This window comes from Acinetobacter sp. KAM396 (assembly GCF_021602765.1).
GTDB lineage: Bacteria > Pseudomonadota > Gammaproteobacteria > Pseudomonadales > Moraxellaceae > Acinetobacter > Acinetobacter towneri_A.
Genome location: NZ_BPPH01000001.1, coordinates 100,389 through 121,633, shown reverse-complemented (window position 1 = coordinate 121,633; position 21,245 = coordinate 100,389). Strand labels below are relative to the sequence as shown.

20 protein-coding genes are annotated in these 21,245 nt (G+C 41.2%); 11 read left to right on the top strand and 9 right to left on the bottom strand.

What is annotated here, in order from left to right; translation table 11 throughout:
- The first annotated feature begins 230 nt into the window (after window positions 1–230).
- Window positions 231–1,445: an Obg family GTPase CgtA gene (gene cgtA / locus L6C30_RS00655; protein WP_236162219.1), complete on the top strand. Its 1,215-nt coding sequence runs from the start codon at window positions 231–233 to the stop codon at window positions 1,443–1,445.
- A 27-nt stretch (window positions 1,446–1,472) separates the two neighbouring features.
- Window positions 1,473–2,606 carry a glutamate 5-kinase gene (gene proB, locus L6C30_RS00650; protein WP_019837670.1) on the top strand — a complete coding sequence of 378 codons (1,134 nt, stop codon included), beginning with the start codon at window positions 1,473–1,475 and terminating at the stop codon, window positions 2,604–2,606.
- A gap of 137 nt (window positions 2,607–2,743) precedes the next feature.
- On the opposite strand, the gene L6C30_RS00645 is transcribed toward proB, so the two are convergent.
- Window positions 2,744–3,448, bottom strand: coding sequence for an SIMPL domain-containing protein (locus L6C30_RS00645; RefSeq protein WP_236162220.1), 705 nt, complete (start codon window positions 3,446–3,448; stop codon window positions 2,744–2,746).
- A 493-nt stretch (window positions 3,449–3,941) separates the two neighbouring features.
- Between L6C30_RS00645 and L6C30_RS00640 the strand changes: the two genes are divergently transcribed.
- The 9 genes from L6C30_RS00640 to L6C30_RS00600 all read left to right on the top strand — a co-directional run bounded on the left by L6C30_RS00640 (window position 3,942) and on the right by L6C30_RS00600 (window position 14,170).
- Entirely contained in the window at window positions 3,942–5,315 is a 1,374-nt protein-coding gene (locus L6C30_RS00640; RefSeq protein WP_194558779.1) for a diaminobutyrate--2-oxoglutarate transaminase, read from the top strand.
- Between the two features lie 4 nt (window positions 5,316–5,319).
- Window positions 5,320–6,852 (top strand): aspartate aminotransferase family protein, encoded by a 1,533-nt coding sequence (locus tag L6C30_RS00635; RefSeq protein WP_019837667.1) that lies wholly within the window; start codon window positions 5,320–5,322, stop codon window positions 6,850–6,852.
- Window positions 6,853–7,324: 472 nt separating this feature from the next.
- Complete coding sequence (locus L6C30_RS00630; protein ID WP_236162221.1) at window positions 7,325–8,350, top strand: substrate-binding domain-containing protein; 1,026 nt, start codon at window positions 7,325–7,327, stop codon at window positions 8,348–8,350.
- A gap of 98 nt (window positions 8,351–8,448) precedes the next feature.
- The gene (gene pstC / locus L6C30_RS00625) at window positions 8,449–9,828 is read left to right on the top strand and encodes a phosphate ABC transporter permease subunit PstC (protein WP_236162222.1); all 1,380 of its coding nucleotides are present in this window, start codon (window positions 8,449–8,451) and stop codon (window positions 9,826–9,828) included.
- Window positions 9,828–11,216 carry a phosphate ABC transporter permease PstA gene (gene pstA, locus L6C30_RS00620; RefSeq protein ID WP_236162223.1) on the top strand — a complete coding sequence of 463 codons (1,389 nt, stop codon included), beginning with the start codon at window positions 9,828–9,830 and terminating at the stop codon, window positions 11,214–11,216. The genes pstC and pstA overlap by 1 nt, the downstream gene beginning before the upstream one ends.
- A gap of 13 nt (window positions 11,217–11,229) precedes the next feature.
- Window positions 11,230–12,156, top strand: coding sequence for a phosphate ABC transporter ATP-binding protein PstB (gene pstB / locus L6C30_RS00615; protein ID WP_096901086.1), 927 nt, complete (start codon window positions 11,230–11,232; stop codon window positions 12,154–12,156).
- A gap of 216 nt (window positions 12,157–12,372) precedes the next feature.
- Complete coding sequence (sohB, locus tag L6C30_RS00610; RefSeq protein WP_230244215.1) at window positions 12,373–13,335, top strand: protease SohB; 963 nt, start codon at window positions 12,373–12,375, stop codon at window positions 13,333–13,335.
- 109 nt (window positions 13,336–13,444) lie between these two features.
- The gene (locus tag L6C30_RS00605; RefSeq protein WP_236162224.1) at window positions 13,445–13,906 is read left to right on the top strand and encodes a hypothetical protein; all 462 of its coding nucleotides are present in this window, start codon (window positions 13,445–13,447) and stop codon (window positions 13,904–13,906) included.
- A gap of 27 nt (window positions 13,907–13,933) precedes the next feature.
- Window positions 13,934–14,170 (top strand): hypothetical protein, encoded by a 237-nt coding sequence (locus tag L6C30_RS00600; protein WP_236162225.1) that lies wholly within the window; start codon window positions 13,934–13,936, stop codon window positions 14,168–14,170.
- A gap of 84 nt (window positions 14,171–14,254) precedes the next feature.
- Here L6C30_RS00600 and purB read toward each other — a convergent pair whose 3' ends face one another.
- The 8 genes from purB to L6C30_RS00560 all read right to left on the bottom strand — a co-directional run bounded on the left by purB (window position 14,255) and on the right by L6C30_RS00560 (window position 21,213).
- Entirely contained in the window at window positions 14,255–15,643 is a 1,389-nt protein-coding gene (purB, locus tag L6C30_RS00595) for an adenylosuccinate lyase (protein ID WP_236162226.1), read from the bottom strand.
- A 55-nt stretch (window positions 15,644–15,698) separates the two neighbouring features.
- Window positions 15,699–16,430: a high frequency lysogenization protein HflD gene (hflD, locus tag L6C30_RS00590; protein WP_236162227.1), complete on the bottom strand. Its 732-nt coding sequence runs from the start codon at window positions 16,428–16,430 to the stop codon at window positions 15,699–15,701.
- Window positions 16,431–16,442: 12 nt separating this feature from the next.
- Window positions 16,443–17,576 (bottom strand): tRNA 2-thiouridine(34) synthase MnmA, encoded by a 1,134-nt coding sequence (mnmA, locus tag L6C30_RS00585; RefSeq protein WP_236162228.1) that lies wholly within the window; start codon window positions 17,574–17,576, stop codon window positions 16,443–16,445.
- A 4-nt stretch (window positions 17,577–17,580) separates the two neighbouring features.
- Complete coding sequence (locus L6C30_RS00580; protein WP_236162229.1) at window positions 17,581–18,066, bottom strand: NUDIX hydrolase; 486 nt, start codon at window positions 18,064–18,066, stop codon at window positions 17,581–17,583.
- Window positions 18,067–18,228: 162 nt separating this feature from the next.
- Window positions 18,229–18,759, bottom strand: coding sequence for a gamma carbonic anhydrase family protein (locus L6C30_RS00575; protein WP_194558785.1), 531 nt, complete (start codon window positions 18,757–18,759; stop codon window positions 18,229–18,231).
- 106 nt (window positions 18,760–18,865) lie between these two features.
- Window positions 18,866–20,014, bottom strand: coding sequence for a D-alanyl-D-alanine carboxypeptidase PBP5/6 (gene dacC / locus L6C30_RS00570; protein WP_236162230.1), 1,149 nt, complete (start codon window positions 20,012–20,014; stop codon window positions 18,866–18,868).
- Between the two features lie 117 nt (window positions 20,015–20,131).
- A complete protein-coding gene (locus tag L6C30_RS00565; RefSeq protein WP_004971644.1) occupies window positions 20,132–20,524 on the bottom strand; it encodes an MCR_0457 family protein in 393 nt (130 codons plus the stop codon).
- A gap of 317 nt (window positions 20,525–20,841) precedes the next feature.
- Window positions 20,842–21,213: an MCR_0457 family protein gene (locus tag L6C30_RS00560; RefSeq protein ID WP_236162231.1), complete on the bottom strand. Its 372-nt coding sequence runs from the start codon at window positions 21,211–21,213 to the stop codon at window positions 20,842–20,844.
- Between the last annotated feature and the right edge of the window lie 32 nt (window positions 21,214–21,245).

Below are 21,245 nucleotides of genomic sequence, written 5' to 3'. Positions count from 1 at the left end.
CATAAAAGTAGGGTGATGATGTCGCTACTGAAATAGACTGCTTTCCAAAACAAAAGGTCGATACAAAACCTGTATAAGAAAAACGATCTTCTTATTGCTCAAAGCAATGAGTGTTTTGAACAATCAAGGATAAGAAGCATCTCTACATACGATTGCATAAATATAATTCGAGAAATTCTCTAAAATATGGCAGAATATACGGCTTTTAAAGTTTTTAGAGGATTGGCAAGATGCGCTTTGTTGATGAAGCAGTCATTACCGTAGAGGCTGGCGACGGTGGCAATGGCGTAGCCAGTTTTCGCCGAGAGAAATTTGTACCATTTGGTGGGCCAGATGGTGGTGATGGTGGTCGTGGCGGCAGTATTTTCATTGAAGCTGACGACAACGCAAGCACCCTTGTAGATTATCGTTATACCCGTAAATTTCGTGCTGAACGTGGTAAAAACGGTTCGGGCGCAAACTGTGCAGGCCGTGGTGGTGATTCTGTCGTTTTGACCGTTCCAGTGGGCACAACCATTGTTGATACAGACTCTGGCGATATTATTGCAGATTTAGTCGAAAGCGGTCAGAAAGTATTGGTCGCTCAAGGTGGTGATGGAGGTTTAGGGAATACTCACTTTAAATCATCTACCAACCGTACTCCGCGTAAATTCACGCATGGCGCGAAAGGTGAATTCCGTGAAATCCGTCTGGAGTTGAAAGTGCTTGCCGATGTAGGCTTGCTGGGCATGCCTAATGCAGGTAAATCGACCTTTATTCGTGCCGTATCTGCGGCAAAACCAAAAGTTGCTGACTATCCATTTACCACCATGGTGCCAAATTTAGGCGTGGTGGATGCAGATCGTCATCGTTCTTTTGTCATGGCGGATATTCCAGGGCTAATTGAAGGTGCAGCAGAAGGCGCAGGTTTGGGAATTCGCTTCCTGAAGCACTTGGCGCGTACTCGTATTTTGTTGCACATTGTGGATGTTCAACCTATTGATGGTTCTGATCCTGTGTACAATGCCAAAGCGATTCTGCAAGAGTTGGAAAAATTCTCTCCAACTTTGGCCAAATTACCAATCGTATTGGTGTTGAATAAACTTGATCAAATCCCTGAAGATTCACGTGAAGAATGGTGTAAACACATTCTGGAAGAATTGCAATGGGATGGTCCTGTGTTCAAAACTTCAGGCTTAATGTCTGAGGGTACACAACAAGTCGTGTATTACTTGATGGATCAAATTGAGCAACAACGTGAACGCGAAGTTGAAGATCCTGAGTACGCAGCAGAAATGAAAGCCTTCCGTGATCAGTTGGAAGCTGAAACACGTGAACAAACCATCGCTGCAAAAGAAGCGTATCGTGAGATGCGTCGTCAGCAACGTCTTGCCGGTATTCTGGGTGATGACGACGAAGACGATGATGGTGAAGATGGCGAAGTAGAAGTGTATTACGTACGCTAAGCGCTACAAAAAGTGACTGAGGACAAGATGATAGAAGTGGTAGATGGTCAACGTCAGCTCAAGGGTTGTAAACGAATCGTTGTTAAAATCGGATCATCTTTACTCACAGCCAATGGGCAAGGTTTAGATTTGGATGCCATCTCGCATTGGGCGGGACAAATTGCAGATCTACACAATGCTGGACACGAAATTATTTTGGTGTCATCGGGAGCTGTGGCTGAAGGGATGGTGCGAATGAAACTTGAGCAGCGACCCACCGATCTACCCAGTCTTCAGGCATGCGCTGCCATTGGTCAAATGGGGCTAATTCAGACGTGGTCAAGTGTACTGGAAAAGCACCAGATTCAAACTGCACAAGTCCTATTAACCCACGATGATCTGGCAGATCGTCGTCGTTATTTAAACTCATGCGATGCCTTGCAAAACTTGATTGAATGGCGCGTGATTCCAGTTATCAACGAAAATGACACGGTTTCTACCGATGAAATTCGTTTTGGCGATAACGACACCTTGGCTGCAATGGTGGCAGGGCAAGTGCATGCAGACTTACTGATCATTTTGACTGATCAGCAAGGCATGTTTGACTCTGACCCACGTTCTAACCCAAATGCAAAACTATTCCATACCGTACGTGCTTTGGATGAAAGCTTGTTCGATATGGCAGGTGGTGGCGGTAAGTTTGGGCGTGGCGGTATGCTGACTAAAGTTCGTGCGGCACGTTTAGCGGCTAAATCGGGCTGTCCGACGTTGATTGCCAGTGGTGAAAGTGACAACGTACTTGCGCGTTTAATGGCGGGCGAATTGTTGGGTACTTTATTTATTACCGATAATGACCGTATTGCCGCACATCAACAATGGTTGGCAGCACATTTACAAACAGCAGGACGTTTGGTTATTGATGATGGTGCAGTCAAAGCCATTAAAGAAAATCATCGCAGTTTATTGCCTGTGGGTGTAAAAGCCGTAGAAGGGCATTTTGACCGTGGTGATGTGGTGGAATGTGTAGATACGCAAGGCCATCGTGTGGCAGTTGGACGTGTAAACTTTAGTTCGCGCTCTGCAGACTTGGTCAAAGGTTTGGCATCCGACAAAGTGCATCAAGTCTTAGGTGAAGCACGTTCATTAGAGATGATTCACCGCAACCACATGGCAATCTACTAAATTTGGCTTGCATTTTAAGCTTTGAATTAAGTTTAAGTTTTAAAAAATCCCGCTTGGTTTGCCTCGCGGGATTTTTATATGCTCAGATGATTCGAGTAAATGAATCTTGATGAGCTGTTTTAGGTAAATTCAGATTTTTATTTAAACTGAATCGTTCCATTTGCATTGACGGTTATTTTAGATTCACCCGCTGCCATATCTTGATCAGCTACTGCCGATTCTGCGACAGCAAATTTAGCCTTACTCTCGAGCATAACAGGCTGCGGGAAATAAGAATTGGTGTTTAGGTTTAAATTAACCAAGTTATAGCCCGATTTATTCCAAGCCTGACTTAACATTTGCGCACGTTGCTGGAAGCTTTTAGACGCTTCGACCATCAACTCATTTTCAACTTTTTTACGTTGTGCATCCGACACACTAAAATTAATAGATTGGGTCTGAAAGTTTTGTTGTAGCTCGCTCACCAATTGGCTTGCCGCTTTAAAATCGGTGCTTTGCACACGTACTTCTGCACGACCACGCCATTCTTTTAACTTACGGCTGTCATTATCGTAAATTGGGTAGGTGGTCTGTGAACCTGTTTCAACTTTCACTTGTGGATACTTACGTGCAGTTGCAATAGCTTGGCTCATTAACTGATTGATTTGCGAAGCCAACTCTGCAGGTTGTTTGTGACTTTTTTCAATGTACAGTACTGCATGCATTTGATCATTTGAAACTTCGCGTGAAGCTTCAGCTTGTACATTGACGATATTGTAATTCAGTGATTCATTTTGCTGAGCAAATACCGTACTGGCAGCACCAGCAGCCAAGAGCGTAGCAGCGAGAGAAAGTAAGCGCATATTCTGACCTATTGTTCAAATTATCGGAAAGTTTGAAGTTGATTTGTCTGCTTTAAATAGTAACTTTGCTTTGTGAGGATTTTTAGTCGAAATTGTGGTGGCTTTGTAAAATTTCGCTATAAAATTGCAGTAAATTCAGGTTTATAAAATTCAATAAAAATAATGATCTATACTATTTTGAAAATAAATGCTGCACGGCTTGAGAGATTGCTCAAAAGAAAGTATAAAGGAATAGGAAAGAGTTAAATTTTCTTTCCTTTGTCACAATGTAAGATGATAATTCAATCGAATCATTTGCAAGATATGTTTTTTCGATGAAATTAGGCAATATTTGGGTTAAACCTGTTTATTTTCTAGAAAAATTAGGTATTATCCCGCTTCCTAGTCTTGAAGAACAAAACTCTATCTCGCTAGATCAAAAAAGCACCGAGTCAAAGGACCGCAAGTCACCAGACTTATTTCTTTCAACCCATATCAGAGATGGTAATTCGATATGAGCGTTACTTCTGTAAACCCTGCCAACCATTCCACAAACGAATACTACTTGACTCGCCAAAGTCAGATGGAATCGAATGTGCGTAGTTATCCTCGTAAATTACCGTTAGCGATAGCGAAAGCACTGGGTTGTTGGGTTACCGATGTTGAAGGTACTGAGTACCTAGATTGTTTGGCTGGGGCAGGGACCTTGGCATTGGGTCATAACCATCCTGCGGTGGTTCAAAGCATCCAAGACACTTTAGCGAGTGGTTTGCCATTACACACCCTAGATTTAACGACACCTTTGAAAGATGCTTTTACTGAAGCGTTGCTTTCACACATGCCTGGCGGCCAAGAAGAGTACTGCTTACAGTTCTGTGGTCCTACAGGTGCAGATGGCACAGAAGCGGCTATTAAACTTGCAAAAACCTATACAGGTCGTAGCTCAGTCATCAGCTTCTCAGGCGGCTATCACGGTATGACACATGGCTCATTAGCAATGACAGGTAACTTGTCTGCGAAAAACGCAGTCAATGGTTTAATGCCTGGCGTTCAATTTATGCCATATCCGCATGAATACCGTTGCCCACTCGGCATTGGCGGTGAAGCGGGTGTAGATGCTTTAACGTATTATTTTGAAAACTTCATTGAAGATGTAGAAAGCGGTGTAACTAAGCCAGCAGCTGTGATTCTTGAAGCAATTCAAGGTGAAGGCGGTGTAGTAACTGCACCAATTAAATGGTTGAAAAAAATCCGCGAAGTGACTGAAAAGCACAACATCGTTTTAATTTTAGACGAAGTTCAAGCGGGCTTTGCACGTTCAGGTAAAATGTTTGCTTTTGAACATGCAGGTATTGAGCCAGACGTTGTTGTCATGTCTAAAGCTGTTGGTGGTGGTTTACCATTAGCTGTACTTGCCATTAAACGTAAGTTCGACGCATGGCAGCCAGCAGGTCATACGGGTACTTTCCGTGGTAACCAATTGGCAATGGGTACAGGTCTTGTTGTACTTAAAACCATTAAAGAACAAAACTTGGCACAAAACGCACAAGAGCGTGGTGAGTTCCTTCAGGCTGAATTGAAAAAATTAGCGGTTGAATTCCCATGTATTGGTAATGTTCGTGGTCGCGGTTTAATGATTGGTATTGAAATTGTAGATGAACGCCAAGAAAAAGACCGTTTAGGTGCTTATCCAGCAGATTCTCAATTGGCTGCTGCTGTTCAAGCTGCATGTTTTGACAACAAATTGTTGCTTGAGAAAGGTGGTCGTGGTGGTACGGTGATCCGTTTACTTTGCCCATTGATCATTACTCAAGAAGAGTGTGTAGAAGTCATCGCTCGCTTCAAGAAAGCAGTTGCTGAAGCGTTAGTCGCAGTTCGAGGCGCATAAGTTTATGGTAGATTTTGCAGAACATCGTAAAGCGTTACTCTGCAATGATGCTCAATCCATTGCTGACTACAGTGCAGCAATGGAGCAAGCGACTCAAGCAGTCGCGGCATGGTTGCAAAATGACAAAATGTACACAGGCGGCAGCATTAAAGAATTGCGTGAAGCGATTTCTTTCCAACCTGCAAAAGAAGGCTTGGGTGTACAAAAGTCATTGGAACGCATGGTTGAGCTTTTCTTAAACAAAAGTTTAAAAGTTCATCATCCACATTCTTTGGCACATTTGCATTGCCCAACTATGGTGGCAAGTCAAATTGCAGAAGTGTTAATCAATGCAACTAACCAATCTATGGACTCTTGGGATCAAAGCCCTGCAGGTTCATTGATGGAAGTACAATTGATTGACTGGTTACGTCAAAAAGTTGGCTATGGTGCAGGTCAAGCAGGTGTATTCACTTCAGGTGGTACTCAGTCTAACTTGATGGGTGTACTCTTAGCGCGTGATGCGTGTATTGCAAAGAACTGGAAAGATGAAAACGGTAATCCGTGGTCTGTTCAGCGCGATGGTATTCCAAGCGATGCAATGCGTAATGTGAAAGTCATTTGTTCTGAAAATGCACATTTCTCTGTGCAAAAGAACATGGCGATGATGGGTATGGGCTTCCAGTCGGTTGTTACTGTACCGGTCAATGAAAATGCACAAATGGACGTGGTTGCACTTGAGCAAACCATGGCACATTTAAAAGCAGAAGGTAAGATTGTTGCCTGTGTGGTTGCAACTGCGGGTACAACCGATGCTGGTGCGATTGATCCACTTAGAAAGATTCGTGACATCACCAATCAATATGGCGCGTGGATGCACATTGACGCGGCTTGGGGTGGGGCATTAATTCTTTCTAACAGTCATCGTGACATGCTTGATGGTATTGAGTTATCAGACTCTGTAACACTGGATTTCCATAAGCATTATTTCCAAACAATCTCGTGTGGTGCGTTTTTGCTAAAAGATGAAGCGAACTATCGTTTCATGCACTATGAAGCAGAATATTTGAACTCTGCGTATGATGAAGAACACGGTGTACCAAACTTGGTGTCTAAGTCATTACAAACAACACGTCGTTTTGATGCGTTGAAACTTTGGATGACGATTGAAGCATTAGGTGAAGAGCTTTACGGTTCCATGATTGATCATGGTGTCAAGCTAACACGTGATGTTGCTGATTATATTAAGGCGACTGCAGGTTTAGAATTGTTGGTTGAACCACAATTTGCTTCAGTATTGTTCCGTGTTGTGCCTGAAGCTTATCCTGCAGAGTTCTTGGATAGCTTGAACCAAAACGTAGCAGATGAGTTATTTGCACGTGGTGAAGCCAATATTGGTGTAACTAAAGTCGGTAATGTTCAATCATTAAAGATGACGACTTTAAGCCCAGTGGCAACACTTGAAAACGTGAAAAACTTATTGGGCTTGGTATTGGCAGAAGCAGATCGTATTAAAGATGCGATTGTAGCGGGTACTTATACGCCACCAATCGACTAATGCTTTCATTTTTCAGATTGTTATGAAATACAACATAAGAAGTCACTACGGTGGCTTTTTTTATGCCTGATTAAAAATATTACAGCGGAGTGTTGTAGCATTTTACTTGAATTTTTGTGATGGATTAGGTGTTTTTGGCTTAAATAATGCACTGCGGATATCATAAAATTACGAAATTGGCGAATAAATCATCAGTTTTGGAAGGAAAATCCATAAATAATGATGACACTGGCATGAATTAATACAATTTGAAATTTAAATAATGAAAAAAATAAGTACTCTAATATTTTATTAGTTATTGATTTTAAATGATTTAAAAATTATTTTAAATACGAAAAGCAAATATAACCAAAGCGTAACAAAGCTGTAACATGCCTGTCATATTATAAAATCACAATGCAGTTATCGAAATAAGTACAAAACTTAATAACAAGTGACGTACTCCGAACTTGCATAAATGAGAGAGAACAGAATGCGCTTTACTAACATCGCCATTGCTTTAGCCGTATCTGCAGCAGCTGTAGCAACAACTGCAAACGCAGCTCGTGACACCATCCAAATTGCGGGTTCTTCAACCGTTCTACCATACGCAAGTATTGTAGCAGAAGAATTTGGTAACACTTTCCCACAATTTAAAACTCCAGTTGTTGGTTCAGGCGGTTCTTCAGGTGGTTTGAAGCAGTTCTGTAACGGTGTAGGTGATAACACAATCGACATCGCGAACTCTTCTCGTAAAATTAAAGATTCAGAATTAGCAGCTTGTAAAAAAGCTGGTGTTAACCAAGTTTTAGAAATTAAAATTGGTTACGACGGTATCGTATTTGCATCAAATGCAAACAAAGCAGCTTATAAATTAAAACCTTACCACGTGTTTGCAGCAATTGCAGCTGAATTACCATCTAAAGGTAAAATGGTTGCTAACCCATATACTCGTTGGAACCAAATTGACAAAACACTTCCAAATGAGCCTATCACTTTAGTTATTCCAGCATCTAACCACGGTACACGTGAAGTGTTCCAAGAAAAAATGGTTGATGCAGGCTGTGAAGCTTACTCAGCAATTAAAGCTTTAGACAAAGATGCGAAGAAAAAAGCATGTACATCTTTCCGTAAAGATGGTCGTGTAATTGAAATTGCGGGTGACTACACAGAAACATTGGCTCGCTTGAAAACTTCTCCAAGCGCAGTAGGTGTATTTGGTTTAGGCTTCTATGACCAAAACCGTGACCGTTTACGTGTTGCAACTGTAAACAACGTAGCACCGTCTGAAAACACAATCTTAAATGGTTCTTACCCTGTATCACGTCCATTGTTCTTCTACGTGAAAGGTGAGCACCTTAAATCAATCAAAGGCTTACCAGAGTTTACTGAATACTTCTTGAGCAAAAAAGTATCTGGTAAAGGTTCTAAGTTAGACAAAGCAGGCTTAATTTCTATGTCTGACAAAGAGCGTGCACAAGTTCTTGCTAACTTCAAAGCTGGTAAAGCGGTTAAGTAATTTGAGTTAAAACAGCTGATGGCAGGGATGACCAGCCATCGGCTTTTTGCTAAGAAATGTTTTTTCAAAAACGAAATTGAAAAAACAGTGGAGAATACATGAATCTGCTACTCATAGGTGTGTTATTGGCCATTATCGCCATAGCCTATCAAATCGGGTTAAGCAAGAGCCGTAACCTAGCAGGTAAGGGAAATAACTCTGCAATGTTACATTCACGCCCAGGATATTATGGTGCGTTGGTAGCATTATGGTGTGGTATCCCTGCTTTTTTAATTTTGATTGTTTGGAACTTGGTAGAGCCAAGTATTCTAGAGCAAGTGGTAATAAATAATGTGCCAGCGCACATTGCTGCAAGCCTAGACCCTGCAAGTACCAGTGTTTTGGTTGATCGCGTACAAGCGATTGCTTCTGGTTTTGGTGTAAGTGATACACCAGCTGCTTATGAAATTGCAGCAGCAGAGCAATTGTCTAAAGTAGCAACGATTGGTTCATACGCTAAACTTGCGGTTGTTATTTGTGCGGCTTTATTTGGTCTGGTGTGGGCAAAGAAACGTGTTTCACAACAATTCCGCGCACGTAACCAAGTTGAAAAAATCATCAACATTTCTTTGGCATTATGTTCTGGTGTCGCGATTCTGACTACAGTCGGTATTGTGATGTCTATGTTCAGTGAAGCAATGCGATTCTTTAGTTTCGTTAGCCCACTGGATTTCTTCTTTGGTACTGTTTGGAACCCAGGTTTTAGTACATCGGGTAGTGCAGACGGCAGTTATGGTTTATTGCCATTGCTGTGGGGTACCTTAATGGTCAGTGGTATTGCCTTACTTGTTGCAGTACCAATTGGCTTAATGATTGCAATTTATCTAGCAGAATATGCATCTCCGAAATTCCGTGCTTGGGCAAAACCAACCATTGAAGTTTTAGCGGGTATTCCAACGATTGTATATGGTGTATTTGCCATGATGATCATTGGTCCGTTCTTAAAAACTGCAGGTGCCTTAATTGGACTCGATATTAATGCCACTAGTGCATTAACTGCAGGTCTGGTCATGGGTATTATGATCATTCCATTTGTATCTTCATTGTCTGATGACATTATTACGCAAGTGCCGCGTGCGCTACGTGATGGTTCTTTAGGCTTGGGTGCAACCAAATCTGAAACCATTCGCCGTGTGGTTATGCCAGCTGCATTACCAGGGGTGATTGGTGCGTTCTTACTTGCTGCGTCACGTGCGATTGGTGAAACCATGATTGTGGTGTTAGCTGCAGGTAATAGTCCTTTACTACACGCAAACCCATTAGAGGCGGTATCTACGGTTACGATTACGATTGTCAACCAATTAACAGGTGATACAGATTTCGCAAGTCCGCAAGCATTGGTTGCTTTCGCACTTGGCTTGACCCTGTTCGTGATTACCTTAGGTTTGAACATTGTTGCACTATACATCGTGCGTAAATATCGTGAGCAATACGACTAATGAGTACTTCAAATACATCGTCTTTGGATCAGTTAGATCCACAAGCTGCTGCCGAATTACGTGAACAACGTAAAAAAACCATCGCCAGTTCATTGGGTAAGCGTCATCGTAAGGAAAAAACTTTCCGTATTATGGGGCTGTCGGCAGTTATCGCAGGTTTATTCTTTGTCGTGTTGCTTTTTGGCAGTATTTTGGCCAAAGGCTTGCCAGCATTTTGGCAAAGCAGCATGAGCCTTCCAATTTATTTCGATCCAGCAGTTGTGAATGCAGGTCCAAAACCGAAAGCAATTGCAGGTGAGTCACCAGCTCAATACGAAGAACGTATGATTGCGTGGCAAACTGAAATGGGTATGGTCGATTGGGATGCCCTCATTGTGAACGGCATTATTGCTAAAGATAAAGCGCTAGAAGCACAGCGTGATGATCTTGGCTATTTATATACCAGTTCTGAAGCGTACCGTGTACGTGACATGGTGTTGGCTGATCCATCACTGATTGGTCAAACTAAAGATGTTAAAGTACTTACAGATGCTAACGTAGATGTATGGTTAGAAGGTAATATTGACCGTAGCCTGCCAGATGAGCAGCAACAGTTAAGCCCTGAAGTACGTCAATTGGCAGACAAGTTAGAGTCACAAGGCATTATTGAAAGTACATTCAATACCAACATTTTTGTTAGCCCAGACTCACGTAGTTCTCCTGCAACATCTGGTTTGGCGGGTGCATTCATGGGTTCATTATTCATGATGCTCATTGTGATCTTTATTTCGATTCCAATTGGTGTTGCATCGGCAATTTACTTAGAAGAATTTGCGCCAAAAAATGCGATTACTGATATTATTGAAGTGAACATTAACAACTTAGCTGCTGTACCTTCTATTGTATTCGGTTTGTTAGGTGCTGCGATCTTTATTGGTTGGATGCATTTACCATTGTCTGCACCATTGGTCGGTGGTTTGGTACTCAGTCTAATGACCTTACCAACCGTGATTATTACCACGCGTGCATCATTAAAAGCAGTGCCTCCGTCGATTCGTCAAGCTGCTTTAGGTTTGGGTGCTTCTCGTTTACAAACTGTATTTCACCATGTACTCCCACTTGCATTACCAGGTATTTTAACGGGTGCAATTATTGGTGTGGCACAAGCTTTGGGTGAAACCGCACCATTGTTATTAATTGGTATGAGTGCTTTCGTTGCCAGTGTACCAGCAACTCCACTTGATCAATCTACTGCGTTACCTGTGCAAATTTTCTTATGGCAGGGTAATGAATTGCGTAACTTCTTTGAAGGACGTACCGCTGCAGCCATTATCGTATTGCTTGCGTTAATGATTGGCTTGAACAGCCTTGCAATCTGGTTACGTAAGAAGTTTGAAGTACGCTGGTAATTGAGGGCAGAATATGAATACTGTAGCAAGCACAGAAAAACCAAATTCCTTAGAACAGGATAAACAAGTGAATCCACAGCAAAGCCAATTTACATCTCCAGATGTAGAACAGAAGCAATCATCAACTTCGTTTGTTTCACAGTTTGATACACAAGCGTCTAGCAAAAAAGAAGCTAAGTCTTCAAATGTGAAATTAAGTACCAATGATGTGCATGTGTACTATGGTGAATCTGAAGCAATCAAAGGTATTGATTTAAATATCTATGAAAATGAAGTGATTGCATTTATTGGTCCATCTGGTTGCGGTAAATCTACTTTCTTGCGTACTTTAAACCGTATGAACGACACCATTGATAGCTGTCGTGTAACGGGTAAAGTGATGTTGGATAACCAAGACATTTATGATCCTAACCTTGACGTCGTATTATTACGTGCGCAAGTTGGTATGGTGTTCCAAAAGCCAAACCCATTTCCAAAATCAATTTTTGAAAACGTAGCCTATGGCCCTAAACTGCATGGTTTAGCGCGCGATAAATACGATTTGGAAGAAATTGTAGAAAACAGTTTGCGTAAAGCTGGTTTGTGGGATGAAGTGAAAGACCGTTTGAATCAACCAGGTACTGGTTTGTCGGGTGGTCAGCAACAACGTCTTTGTATCGCACGTACCATTGCGGTAAGTCCAGAAGTAATTTTAATGGATGAACCATGTTCGGCACTTGACCCAATTGCAACGGCAAAAGTAGAAGAATTAATTTCTGAACTTTCTACTCAATATACAATTGCAATTGTAACGCACTCTATGCAACAGGCAGCACGTGTATCTGACCGTACTGCATACTTCCATTTGGGTGATTTGATTGAAGTGAATGCAACTGAAAAAGTATTTACTCAGCCAGACCATCAATTAACAGAAGCGTATATTACAGGTCGTTTTGGTTAATTTTCAAAATCTGTATAAAAGGACCGCAAATCAAACCGATTTGCGGTTTTTTTATGACGAATGTTTAGTACCTAGCATGATTTTGCTTTTGCACAAATTAAACGGTAATGAGATTTAAAATCGATTAAATTAAGCAAATCAACAAGGTGATATTGAATTTTTAAGTTCAGCCCTCATCTTAAGCTAAGCACAAATAAAATTGAGAATTGCGGATCTATGTTATTTCATTTACCTAAATTACCTGCCGAAATTCGTATTAGCCATTTAAATGCGCGAATTAACGAACAACGAAAAAAAATTGCGCAAACTACGGCATCTAAACTTGAGTTGTTGCAACTTAGCCAACAAATGGCACGTGAAGCACGAGCCCGTAAAAAGAACAATCAAAAAATTTATGTACTTGACTTTAAAGGCGATACAGCCGCATCAGCAGTAGAGCAATTACGTGAAGAAATCACTTTGGTTTTGGCAACAGCAAAAGCAGGTCGTGACCGTGTGGTGGTGCGCCTAGAAAGCCCTGGTGGCATGGTACATGGCTATGGACTTGCTGCTGCGCAATTGGTACGTTTACGTGATGCAGGATTTCATTTAACCATTTGTGTCGATAAAGTTGCGGCAAGTGGTGGCTATATGATGGCATGCATTGGTTCAGAAATTGTGTCAGCGCCATTTGCGATTTTGGGTTCTATTGGCGTAGTGGCACAAGTGCCAAACTTTAATCGTTTGCTCAAAGAAAAAAATATAGATTTTGAGATGTACACTGCAGGTGAATATAAACGCACTGTAACCATGTTCGGTGAAAATACCGAAGCAGGCAAGGCTAAGTTTGAAGAAGAATTGCAACAAACTCACGTGCTATTTAAACACTTTGTTGAAAAATACCGTCCACAACTGAATGTTGAAAAAGTGGCAACAGGTGAGCATTGGTATGGTCAGGATGCGTTGGAGCTAAACTTGATAGACAAGTTGGAAACCTCAGATGAATATTTGCTGAGTTTGTTGCCACAGCATGATATCTATGTGATTCAAACTCGTAAAAAGCCAACTTTGGGTGAAAAGCTGGGTTTACAAGCTGCACAAATGGCAGATAGTCTGATTCCAACTGTAATGAATAAAGTCATAGAAAGTTTAAGTAAAGCAAATTCAAGCTTAGTCCAAATGCGTGATCCGAAACTTTAATTTATTCCTCTACAAATGATAGGGAAAGCTCACTTCTGTGGGCTTTTTTATTTCTTCAAATCAAATCATTATGATATAAGGCTAGTAGTTTGATTTAGCCTGGACGCATATGCTTACGTTTATTTTGTTACTGGGATTCTTAAGCATCGTGTTTATTCCGATGTTCGCAATGCTCTATGCTGAAAACAAACTCATTAACCATGATTCAAAGAAAGTTTTATTTTGGCTGAGCTTTCTACCCAGTGTCTGCATTTTTCTATTGTATGGTGTTTTAAAGCCAAATGATTCACCTGTGATTGCATCTCAGCACTGTGGCGTAGTGCAGTTTTATCAGTTACATAAGGTTCGTCGTCGTGAAGCATTTGAGCGTGTCAGTATTCGATTTGAGGGTGATAAATACAATCGGCATTTGTTGTTTGGCCAGAACTTAGAGAAAGTGCCGAAAGGACACAAGGTCTGCTTTGAATACTTGGACAGGTTTAAATACCCACATTTATCAGAATCTAAGCTGCTGAAATGGATTGAACCCACCGAAATACAGACCAGTATTGAAGCGAATCAGATAAAATAAAGTATATTTTATGATTAGAGCAGAAATATGGCTGTCGCTGAAGCATATCTTGCAACGCAAAATTGTTATTTTAATTATGAATTTGACGAATTGAACTTGGGTGCTTTTCCTGAAGAATTATTTATTTCACTGCGTGGCATGATGTATCTCCACGAAATTCAATATCCAAATATCAGCTATTACATCTACTTTAGCGATATTTTAACGGGTGCTGAATTAGAAAAAATGCAGACAGATTTTGCAAAGTATTGTCCTGAGGAATAAATTAAAACTTCTCCTCAATGGAGAGGGAATAAAAATGCGAAGCCGAAGCTTCGCATTTTTGTATTCGGGTTATTGCTATACAAACTAGATTTTAGAAATAAGATCAGCAACTTGTTTAGCTTGTTCAGCAGCATTACCTATATAAGTTGCAGGAGTCATTTCCGCTAAACGTGCACGGTCTGCTGCAGGAACGCCTTCTAACTCGTTACCATTCACGAAATCTACCATCATGTCACGTGTCATGGCTTGACCACGAGTCAGGGCTTTTAGTTTTTCGTATGGTTTTTCGATGTTATAGCGACGCATAACGGTTTGAATTGGTTCAGCCAATACTTCTTGAGCATTGTCTAAATCTTCAAGAATACGTTGTGCGTTCAATTCAAGTTTGCCAATACCTTTAGAGCAAGCTTCAAATGCGATCAAGCTTTGTGCAAAACCAACACCCATATTACGCAATACAGTCGAGTCAGTTAAGTCACGTTGCCAGCGAGAGATTGGTAATTTTTCGCCTAAGTGAGCCAAGACTGCATTGGCGATACCCAAGTTACCTTCAGAGTTTTCAAAGTCAATTGGGTTTACTTTGTGCGGCATGGTTGAAGAACCAACTTCACCTTCTTTCAGTTTTTGCTTGAAGAAACCAAGTGAGATGTAGCCCCAAACGTCACGGTTGAAGTCGATTAGAATGGTGTTGAAACGACGTAGCGCATCAAACAATTCTGCCATATAGTCGTGTGGCTCAATTTGAGTCGTGTATGGGTTAAAGCTTAAACCTAAAGATTCTACAAATGCTTGAGAATGTGCAGGCCAGTTGATTTCTGGGTATGCAGAAAGGTGAGCGTTGTAGTTACCTACTGCACCATTGATTTTGCCCAAAAGCTCAACTTGCTTGAACTGTTTGATTTGACGTGCAAGACGATATGCCACGTTTGCCATTTCTTTACCCAAAGTTGTTGGGCTTGCAGTTTGACCGTGAGTACGTGACAACATTGGTTGATCTGCGTGTTTTTCTGCCAATGCAACAATCGAATCAATGATTTGCTGCATCGCTGCAACCAATACTTCACGACCATTTTTAAGCATTAACGCATGTGACAAGTTGTTAATATCTTCTGAAGTACAAGCAAAGTGTATAAATTCACCTGCATTTTTCAATTCATCAATGTTGGCAATCTTTTCTTTTAAGAAATATTCAACGGCTTTTACGTCATGGTTGGTGGTACGTTCAATTTCTTTAATGCGATTGGCATCATCTTCAGAGAAATCTGCAACAATTGCATCTAATGCAGCATTGGTTGCCGCACTGAAAGCGGGCACTTCGGTAATTTCAGGACGATTGGCAAGCGCTTGTAACCAACGCACCTCAACAGTCACACGAGCATGGATTAAACCAAACTCAGATAGGAAAGGGCGGAGAGCATCACATTTGCTTGCATAGCGCCCATCTAATGGCGAAAGTGCGGTTAAAGCGTTCATATCGATTCCTTAAACTTTGGAATTAAACCTAAAACAAAAGCGTGTTCAGCATGGTTTAAACCACCTGATACTGTAAACGCGCCAGATCTTGAATATCACGTAATAATTTACGTTTGCTAAATACCATGCCCCATGAACTGCCACCAAGTTGACGCCAAAGGTGTGCCATTTGTAAGCCTGTAAAAAGCGAAGCTCGAATTCGGTTGGTATGTGCAGAATCCTTAAATGCTTCTGCATTGCCACGTACCATAATGCGCGGGTTAATTTGTCCTGCTGTGTCTACATAGGTTTGTGCTAAATTGGCAATAATACTAGGATGCAAATAGTTATTATCAAAAAATGAGAGTTGTTTTAAAATTTTTTGCTGCGATTGTTCAATGATTTCAACGTATTTAGGGTTGCTATAGACTTTCTTTTCCAATTGCAGCAATGCCATAGCGTAAGACATGGGCAATTTGGCATTTGATAACTTGGGTAAACGTGATTTTGGCGCAGTATTGAAGGGTTGGTTGATACTGCTTTCCAGTGTTTTTAAACCCAGTGAAATATCAGCCAAATGATTAAAAAAATCCAGTGTTTGTGAGCTTTTGTTATGACTTGGACGAATGTTTAAACTGGCTTTAATCAATTGCTCAAAATAAAAGTTACCGCTATCGCCAATACTTTGTCTGCCTGTTAGTGCGGTCATGTGCGTAAGCTGAGTGGCTTGGAACACACCCGCTAATGCCAAAGCACGATTTTGGCGAACATTCAGAGTTGGAGACTGTTGAAACGGTAACTCTGTCATCCGGAACAATCCTTAAATAAAATCTGGTTTTGGTGCGTTGGTATGGTGAATGACACCGCCGCCTAAACACACTTCGCCCGAGTAGAATACGACACTTTGACCAGGAGTGACCGCACGTTGTGGCTCATCAAATTCCACACGTACACCGCCAGGCATGCTGTCATCATTGAAAATTACACAATCTTGATCATCTTGGCGATAGCGGGTGCGGCAAGTACAACGGAAGCCCGAGGCTGGAATTTCTTGTTCACCTGCCACCCAATCAATTGCTTCGCTCCATAAAATAGTGCTTTGCATGAGTGGATGTTCGTGACCTTGACCAATCACTAATCGATTGTTTTCAATATCTTTATGCAGGACAAACCATGCGCCTTCGGCCACACCTTTTAAGCCGCCAATGCCAATCCCACCACGCTGACCGAGCGTATAGTACATTAAGCCGTGATGTTCACCAACTTCCTTACCATTGTCTAAAACAATTTTTCCAGCTTGAGCAGGCAAATATTGTTTTAAAAAGTCATTAAAACGACGTTCGCCAATAAAACAAATCCCTGTCGAGTCTTTTTTCTTGGCGGTAACTAAATCGAGTTCTGCGGCAATTTTTCGGACTTGTGGTTTTTCAATTTCACCCACAGGGAACAGGGTTTTGTTAATTTCACGACCATGCACTGCATGTAAGAAATAGGTTTGATCTTTATTTTTATCTAAACCACGTAACAGTGGAGCGTAGGCTTCGCCTTTGGAGTTGTATTGCGTTTCACCACGGCGTGCGTAGTGCCCTGTAGCAATAAAATCTGCACCCAAATTGATGGCGTGATCTAAAAAGGCACGGAACTTAATTTCTTTATTACATAAAATATCGGGGTTTGGCGTGCGTCCTGCGGCATATTCGGCAAGAAAATGCTCAAAAACTCGGTCCCAATATTCCATCGCAAAGTTGGCTGTATGCAACTTAATGCCGAGCTTGTCGCACACCGCTTGCGCATCGGCAAGGTCTTCCATTGCGGTACAATATTCAGTGCCGTCATCTTCTTCCCAGTTTTTCATGAAAAGACCTTCAACCTGATAACCTTGTTGAAGTAGAAGTGCAGCAGAAACAGATGAATCTACACCACCTGACATACCGACGATGACACGTTGTTGCATAGGATTAGGCATCCAAACTTGAAATTAGGGGAGAATTTTGGTGCTCGTAAATGAGCGATAAAGGATAAGACTGACCACTGAGCGCATCTTGAACCGCTTTCATTACCAGTGGACTACGGGCACGTGCAGATTCAGCCAGTTCATCTGCAGACATCCACACAGTACCGATAATGTCTGGATCGAGCTGAGCTTGCGCATCATGTTGCAGCGATTCGGCTAAAAAGCAGAAACGGTAATAGGTGCGGTCAGGAAACATGGGCGGTGTATAACTATAAATACCCAATAAGGCATTAATTTTAACCTGATGCCCAGTTTCTTCCATGGTTTCACGTACTGCGGCTTCAATTAAGCTTTCGCCCGCTTCAACATGCCCTGCAGGTTGATTAAACACGCTATGCATCACACCCTCTGTATGTTCTTCAACAAACAGGAATTTTCCGTTTTTTTCGATAACGGTGGCGACGGTAACGTGAGCAGTCCAAGCAGTCATTGAAAAGCACCATGGGATAAAACGCATATTCTACAAAATTTAGGGGGATGTGGCTATGTTGAAAGGGGATTTCTTTAAAACTGTAAATCTAGGTTGATGTTTCAGTTCAATGCATAGACCTGCAAAATCCCCCACAAGAAAGTGTGTTTGTAGAGGGGCATTTTATTGATAATTCCCTGCAACCTTCACATAGTGCCGTGCAGAATAAGGTAAAAACTCTTTTTCCTTGTCAGTTAAAGGACGAACTTTTTGCACAGGACTACCCACGTACAAATAACCACTTTCTAAACGCTTACGCGGTGGCACTAAAGACCCTGCGCCAATCATCACATCATCTTCAATAACGACATCATCTAAAACAATCGTATTGATGCCCAATAACACTCGATTACCAATGGTACAGCCGTGTAACGTTACACCATGTCCAACGGTGACATCTTCGCCAATAATTAGCGGAGAACCTTCAGGTTTGTCGGCTTTTTTATGGCTGACATGCAGCATGGCATGATCTTGCACATTGGAGTTTTGACCAATCCGAATATGATTAACATCGCCACGAATCACGGCAAAAGGCCAAACCGATACATTGGCAGCCAAATGCACATCACCTATCACAATAGATAATTCATCTACATAACAACTTGCGTCAACTTTTGGGGTGTGGTCTAAATAGGCACGAATATTTTTTTTCATGATTGACACATCTATAGCTTATAAATTCAGGACGGGACACAGTATAAAATAAAAAAAAGCACACATTCGGACAATGTGTGCTTCGCTTTAGTCTAAGCTGAAAATCTTAGAATAAATTACTAAAGAACTGTTTGATATGGTCTAACATACGTGCAAAGAAGCCTGCTTGTTCAATATCTTGCAAAGCAACCAATGGTTTTTCTGCAATCACTTTACCGTCTAAAGTTGCCACATATTTACCAATGACTTGACCTTTTTTCAAAGGAGCAGTCAATTTAGGTTGAACCACCAATTGGGTTTTAATTTGGTTGGCTTTGCCTTTTGGCATGGTCACGTTAAAGTTTTCTGGTAAACCAATTTGTACTTCTTTGCTTTTACCGTACCATACTTTGGCTTTGGCCAAGACTTGGTTGGCAGGCTGTACACGTACAGTTTCGTAGTTTGCATAACCCCAAGCCAATAATTCACGGGTTTGAGTTGCACGAGCCTGCATGGTCGGCGCACCAAAAATTACCGAAATTAAACGCATTGGGCCACGTTTAGCTGAAGTGGTTAAGCAGAAACCTGCTTCGTTAGTATGACCTGTTTTTAGACCATCTACGCTTGGGTCGGTATATAACAGGGCATTACGGTTGCCTTGTTTAATTCCATTAAAAGAAAACTCTTTTTCAGAATAAATTGGGTAGTATTTTGAGCTGTCATGGATGATGTGCTGCGCTAAAGTCGCCATATCTTTTGCGGTAGAAAAGTGACCTTCAGCAGGCATACCCGTAGAGTTCATAAACTGGGTATTGCTCATGCCAATACGTTTGGCTTCTTCATTCATCATGTGAACGAATGTGCCTTCATTACCTGCAATGTGCTCTGCCATGGCTTTAGATGCATCGTTGCCCGATTGCACGATAATTCCGCGTAGCATTTCAAGTACGGTTGCTGTGCCATTTAAAGGAACATACATACATGATTCTGTGCTGCTGCCACGACACCATGCAGACTCATTCATGCGGACTTGTTCATCTTCCGTGAGTTCGCCTTTTAATAACTTTTGTTCAATGATGAAACTAGTCATCATTTTGGTCATTGAGGCAGGGGCGAGTTTTTCGTTTTCATTTTTTGAAGCTAAAATTTGTCCCGTCTCATAATCCATCAAAACGTATGATTTGTTATTGAGTTCTGGTGGTGTAGCTAAGACAGTTGCTGCATAAGAAAAGCTTGGTAATAGTAATAATGCAGCAAGGGCGCTTTTTGGGGTCATTCTAAGAGGTTCCAATACTTGAGGTATGCACAAAAGAGCTAGCATTTTAGGGCAAAGCTCAGCCGACTTCTATGGGAGAAATCGGCTTATTGATAAAAGTATTGTAACCAAATTGTATTATCTGCTATATGCTGTCAATTCTTGGCAAATTGCTTGGTTTTTGGCTGTTCCAGCAGCTTTGGCATCGGCACGGGCTTCTTTTAAAATTGGCTGGAAGCTTTTTTGTTTGCTGAGTTTACTTAAGGCAGTAACAGCGTCTTTTTCTTTAGGCATATATTCTTGGGCAAGTTTTGTATAACCCTGATGAAATTGATCTTGTTCTTTGACTAGTGAAGGGCAAACTTCAGATAACACATAAATAGCGGCTAATTCTTGCTGAGTCACTTGTTGTAATGGCGTCACTTCAATATTTTCTTCTTGCGCAATTGCGGCTTGACTTAAACCCAAACTGAGCGCAACTGCGCCAAAAAAATGAACTGCACGTGAATTTTTTAAGCCAGAAAATTGCATATCAAGTACCTTAAATATTGTTTGAACTGAATCTACCGATTCATTTAAGTGCTTATAAGATGAATCATTTATTTGCGAATTGAAAGAGTGAAAATGTATTAAAGCTGTGTGATCTGAGCGCAAATCATGTATAAAAAGTGAAGATTAAAGTCTGAAATTTGAAAATCAGTGGCTTGATATAAAGCGTAAAATAATAGTGGAAAAATACCAGATATAAAAACTAAGCATAAAATTTAAGGCAAACTTTGAAAGTTTGCCTTAAAGGGTGAGTATGCAAAATTATTTACAGGCTCAAAATAGTATTTAAATCATGTGATTTAAAGTGCTAATTCTAAAGCTTCCTGACACACTACTTTTTGCTCTTCTTTGGCTGTATCTTTTGCTGCTTCACGCGCTTCAGCTAAAACGGATTGATATTCTGCGTCGGCTTGTAGTTTGGCAAGCGTCATGTTCGATTCTGAATAATCTTGTAGATAAGTTTGAATCAGTGCTTGAATATTGGCATCTAATTTTGCATTTTTTCCAATCAGTGCAGGGCACATTTCAGTCATGACTTGTGCCGCTGCAACATCTTCTTTCACAATCGTATTGGCTTCTGCTGCAGTCAAATCTTCTGCAATTACAGACTGCGTTAATACACCAGCAAAACCTAGACCCAATAAACGACGAAATGACAAAGCTAAAATCATGAGAATCACATATATTTTTGGATGGATGTTAA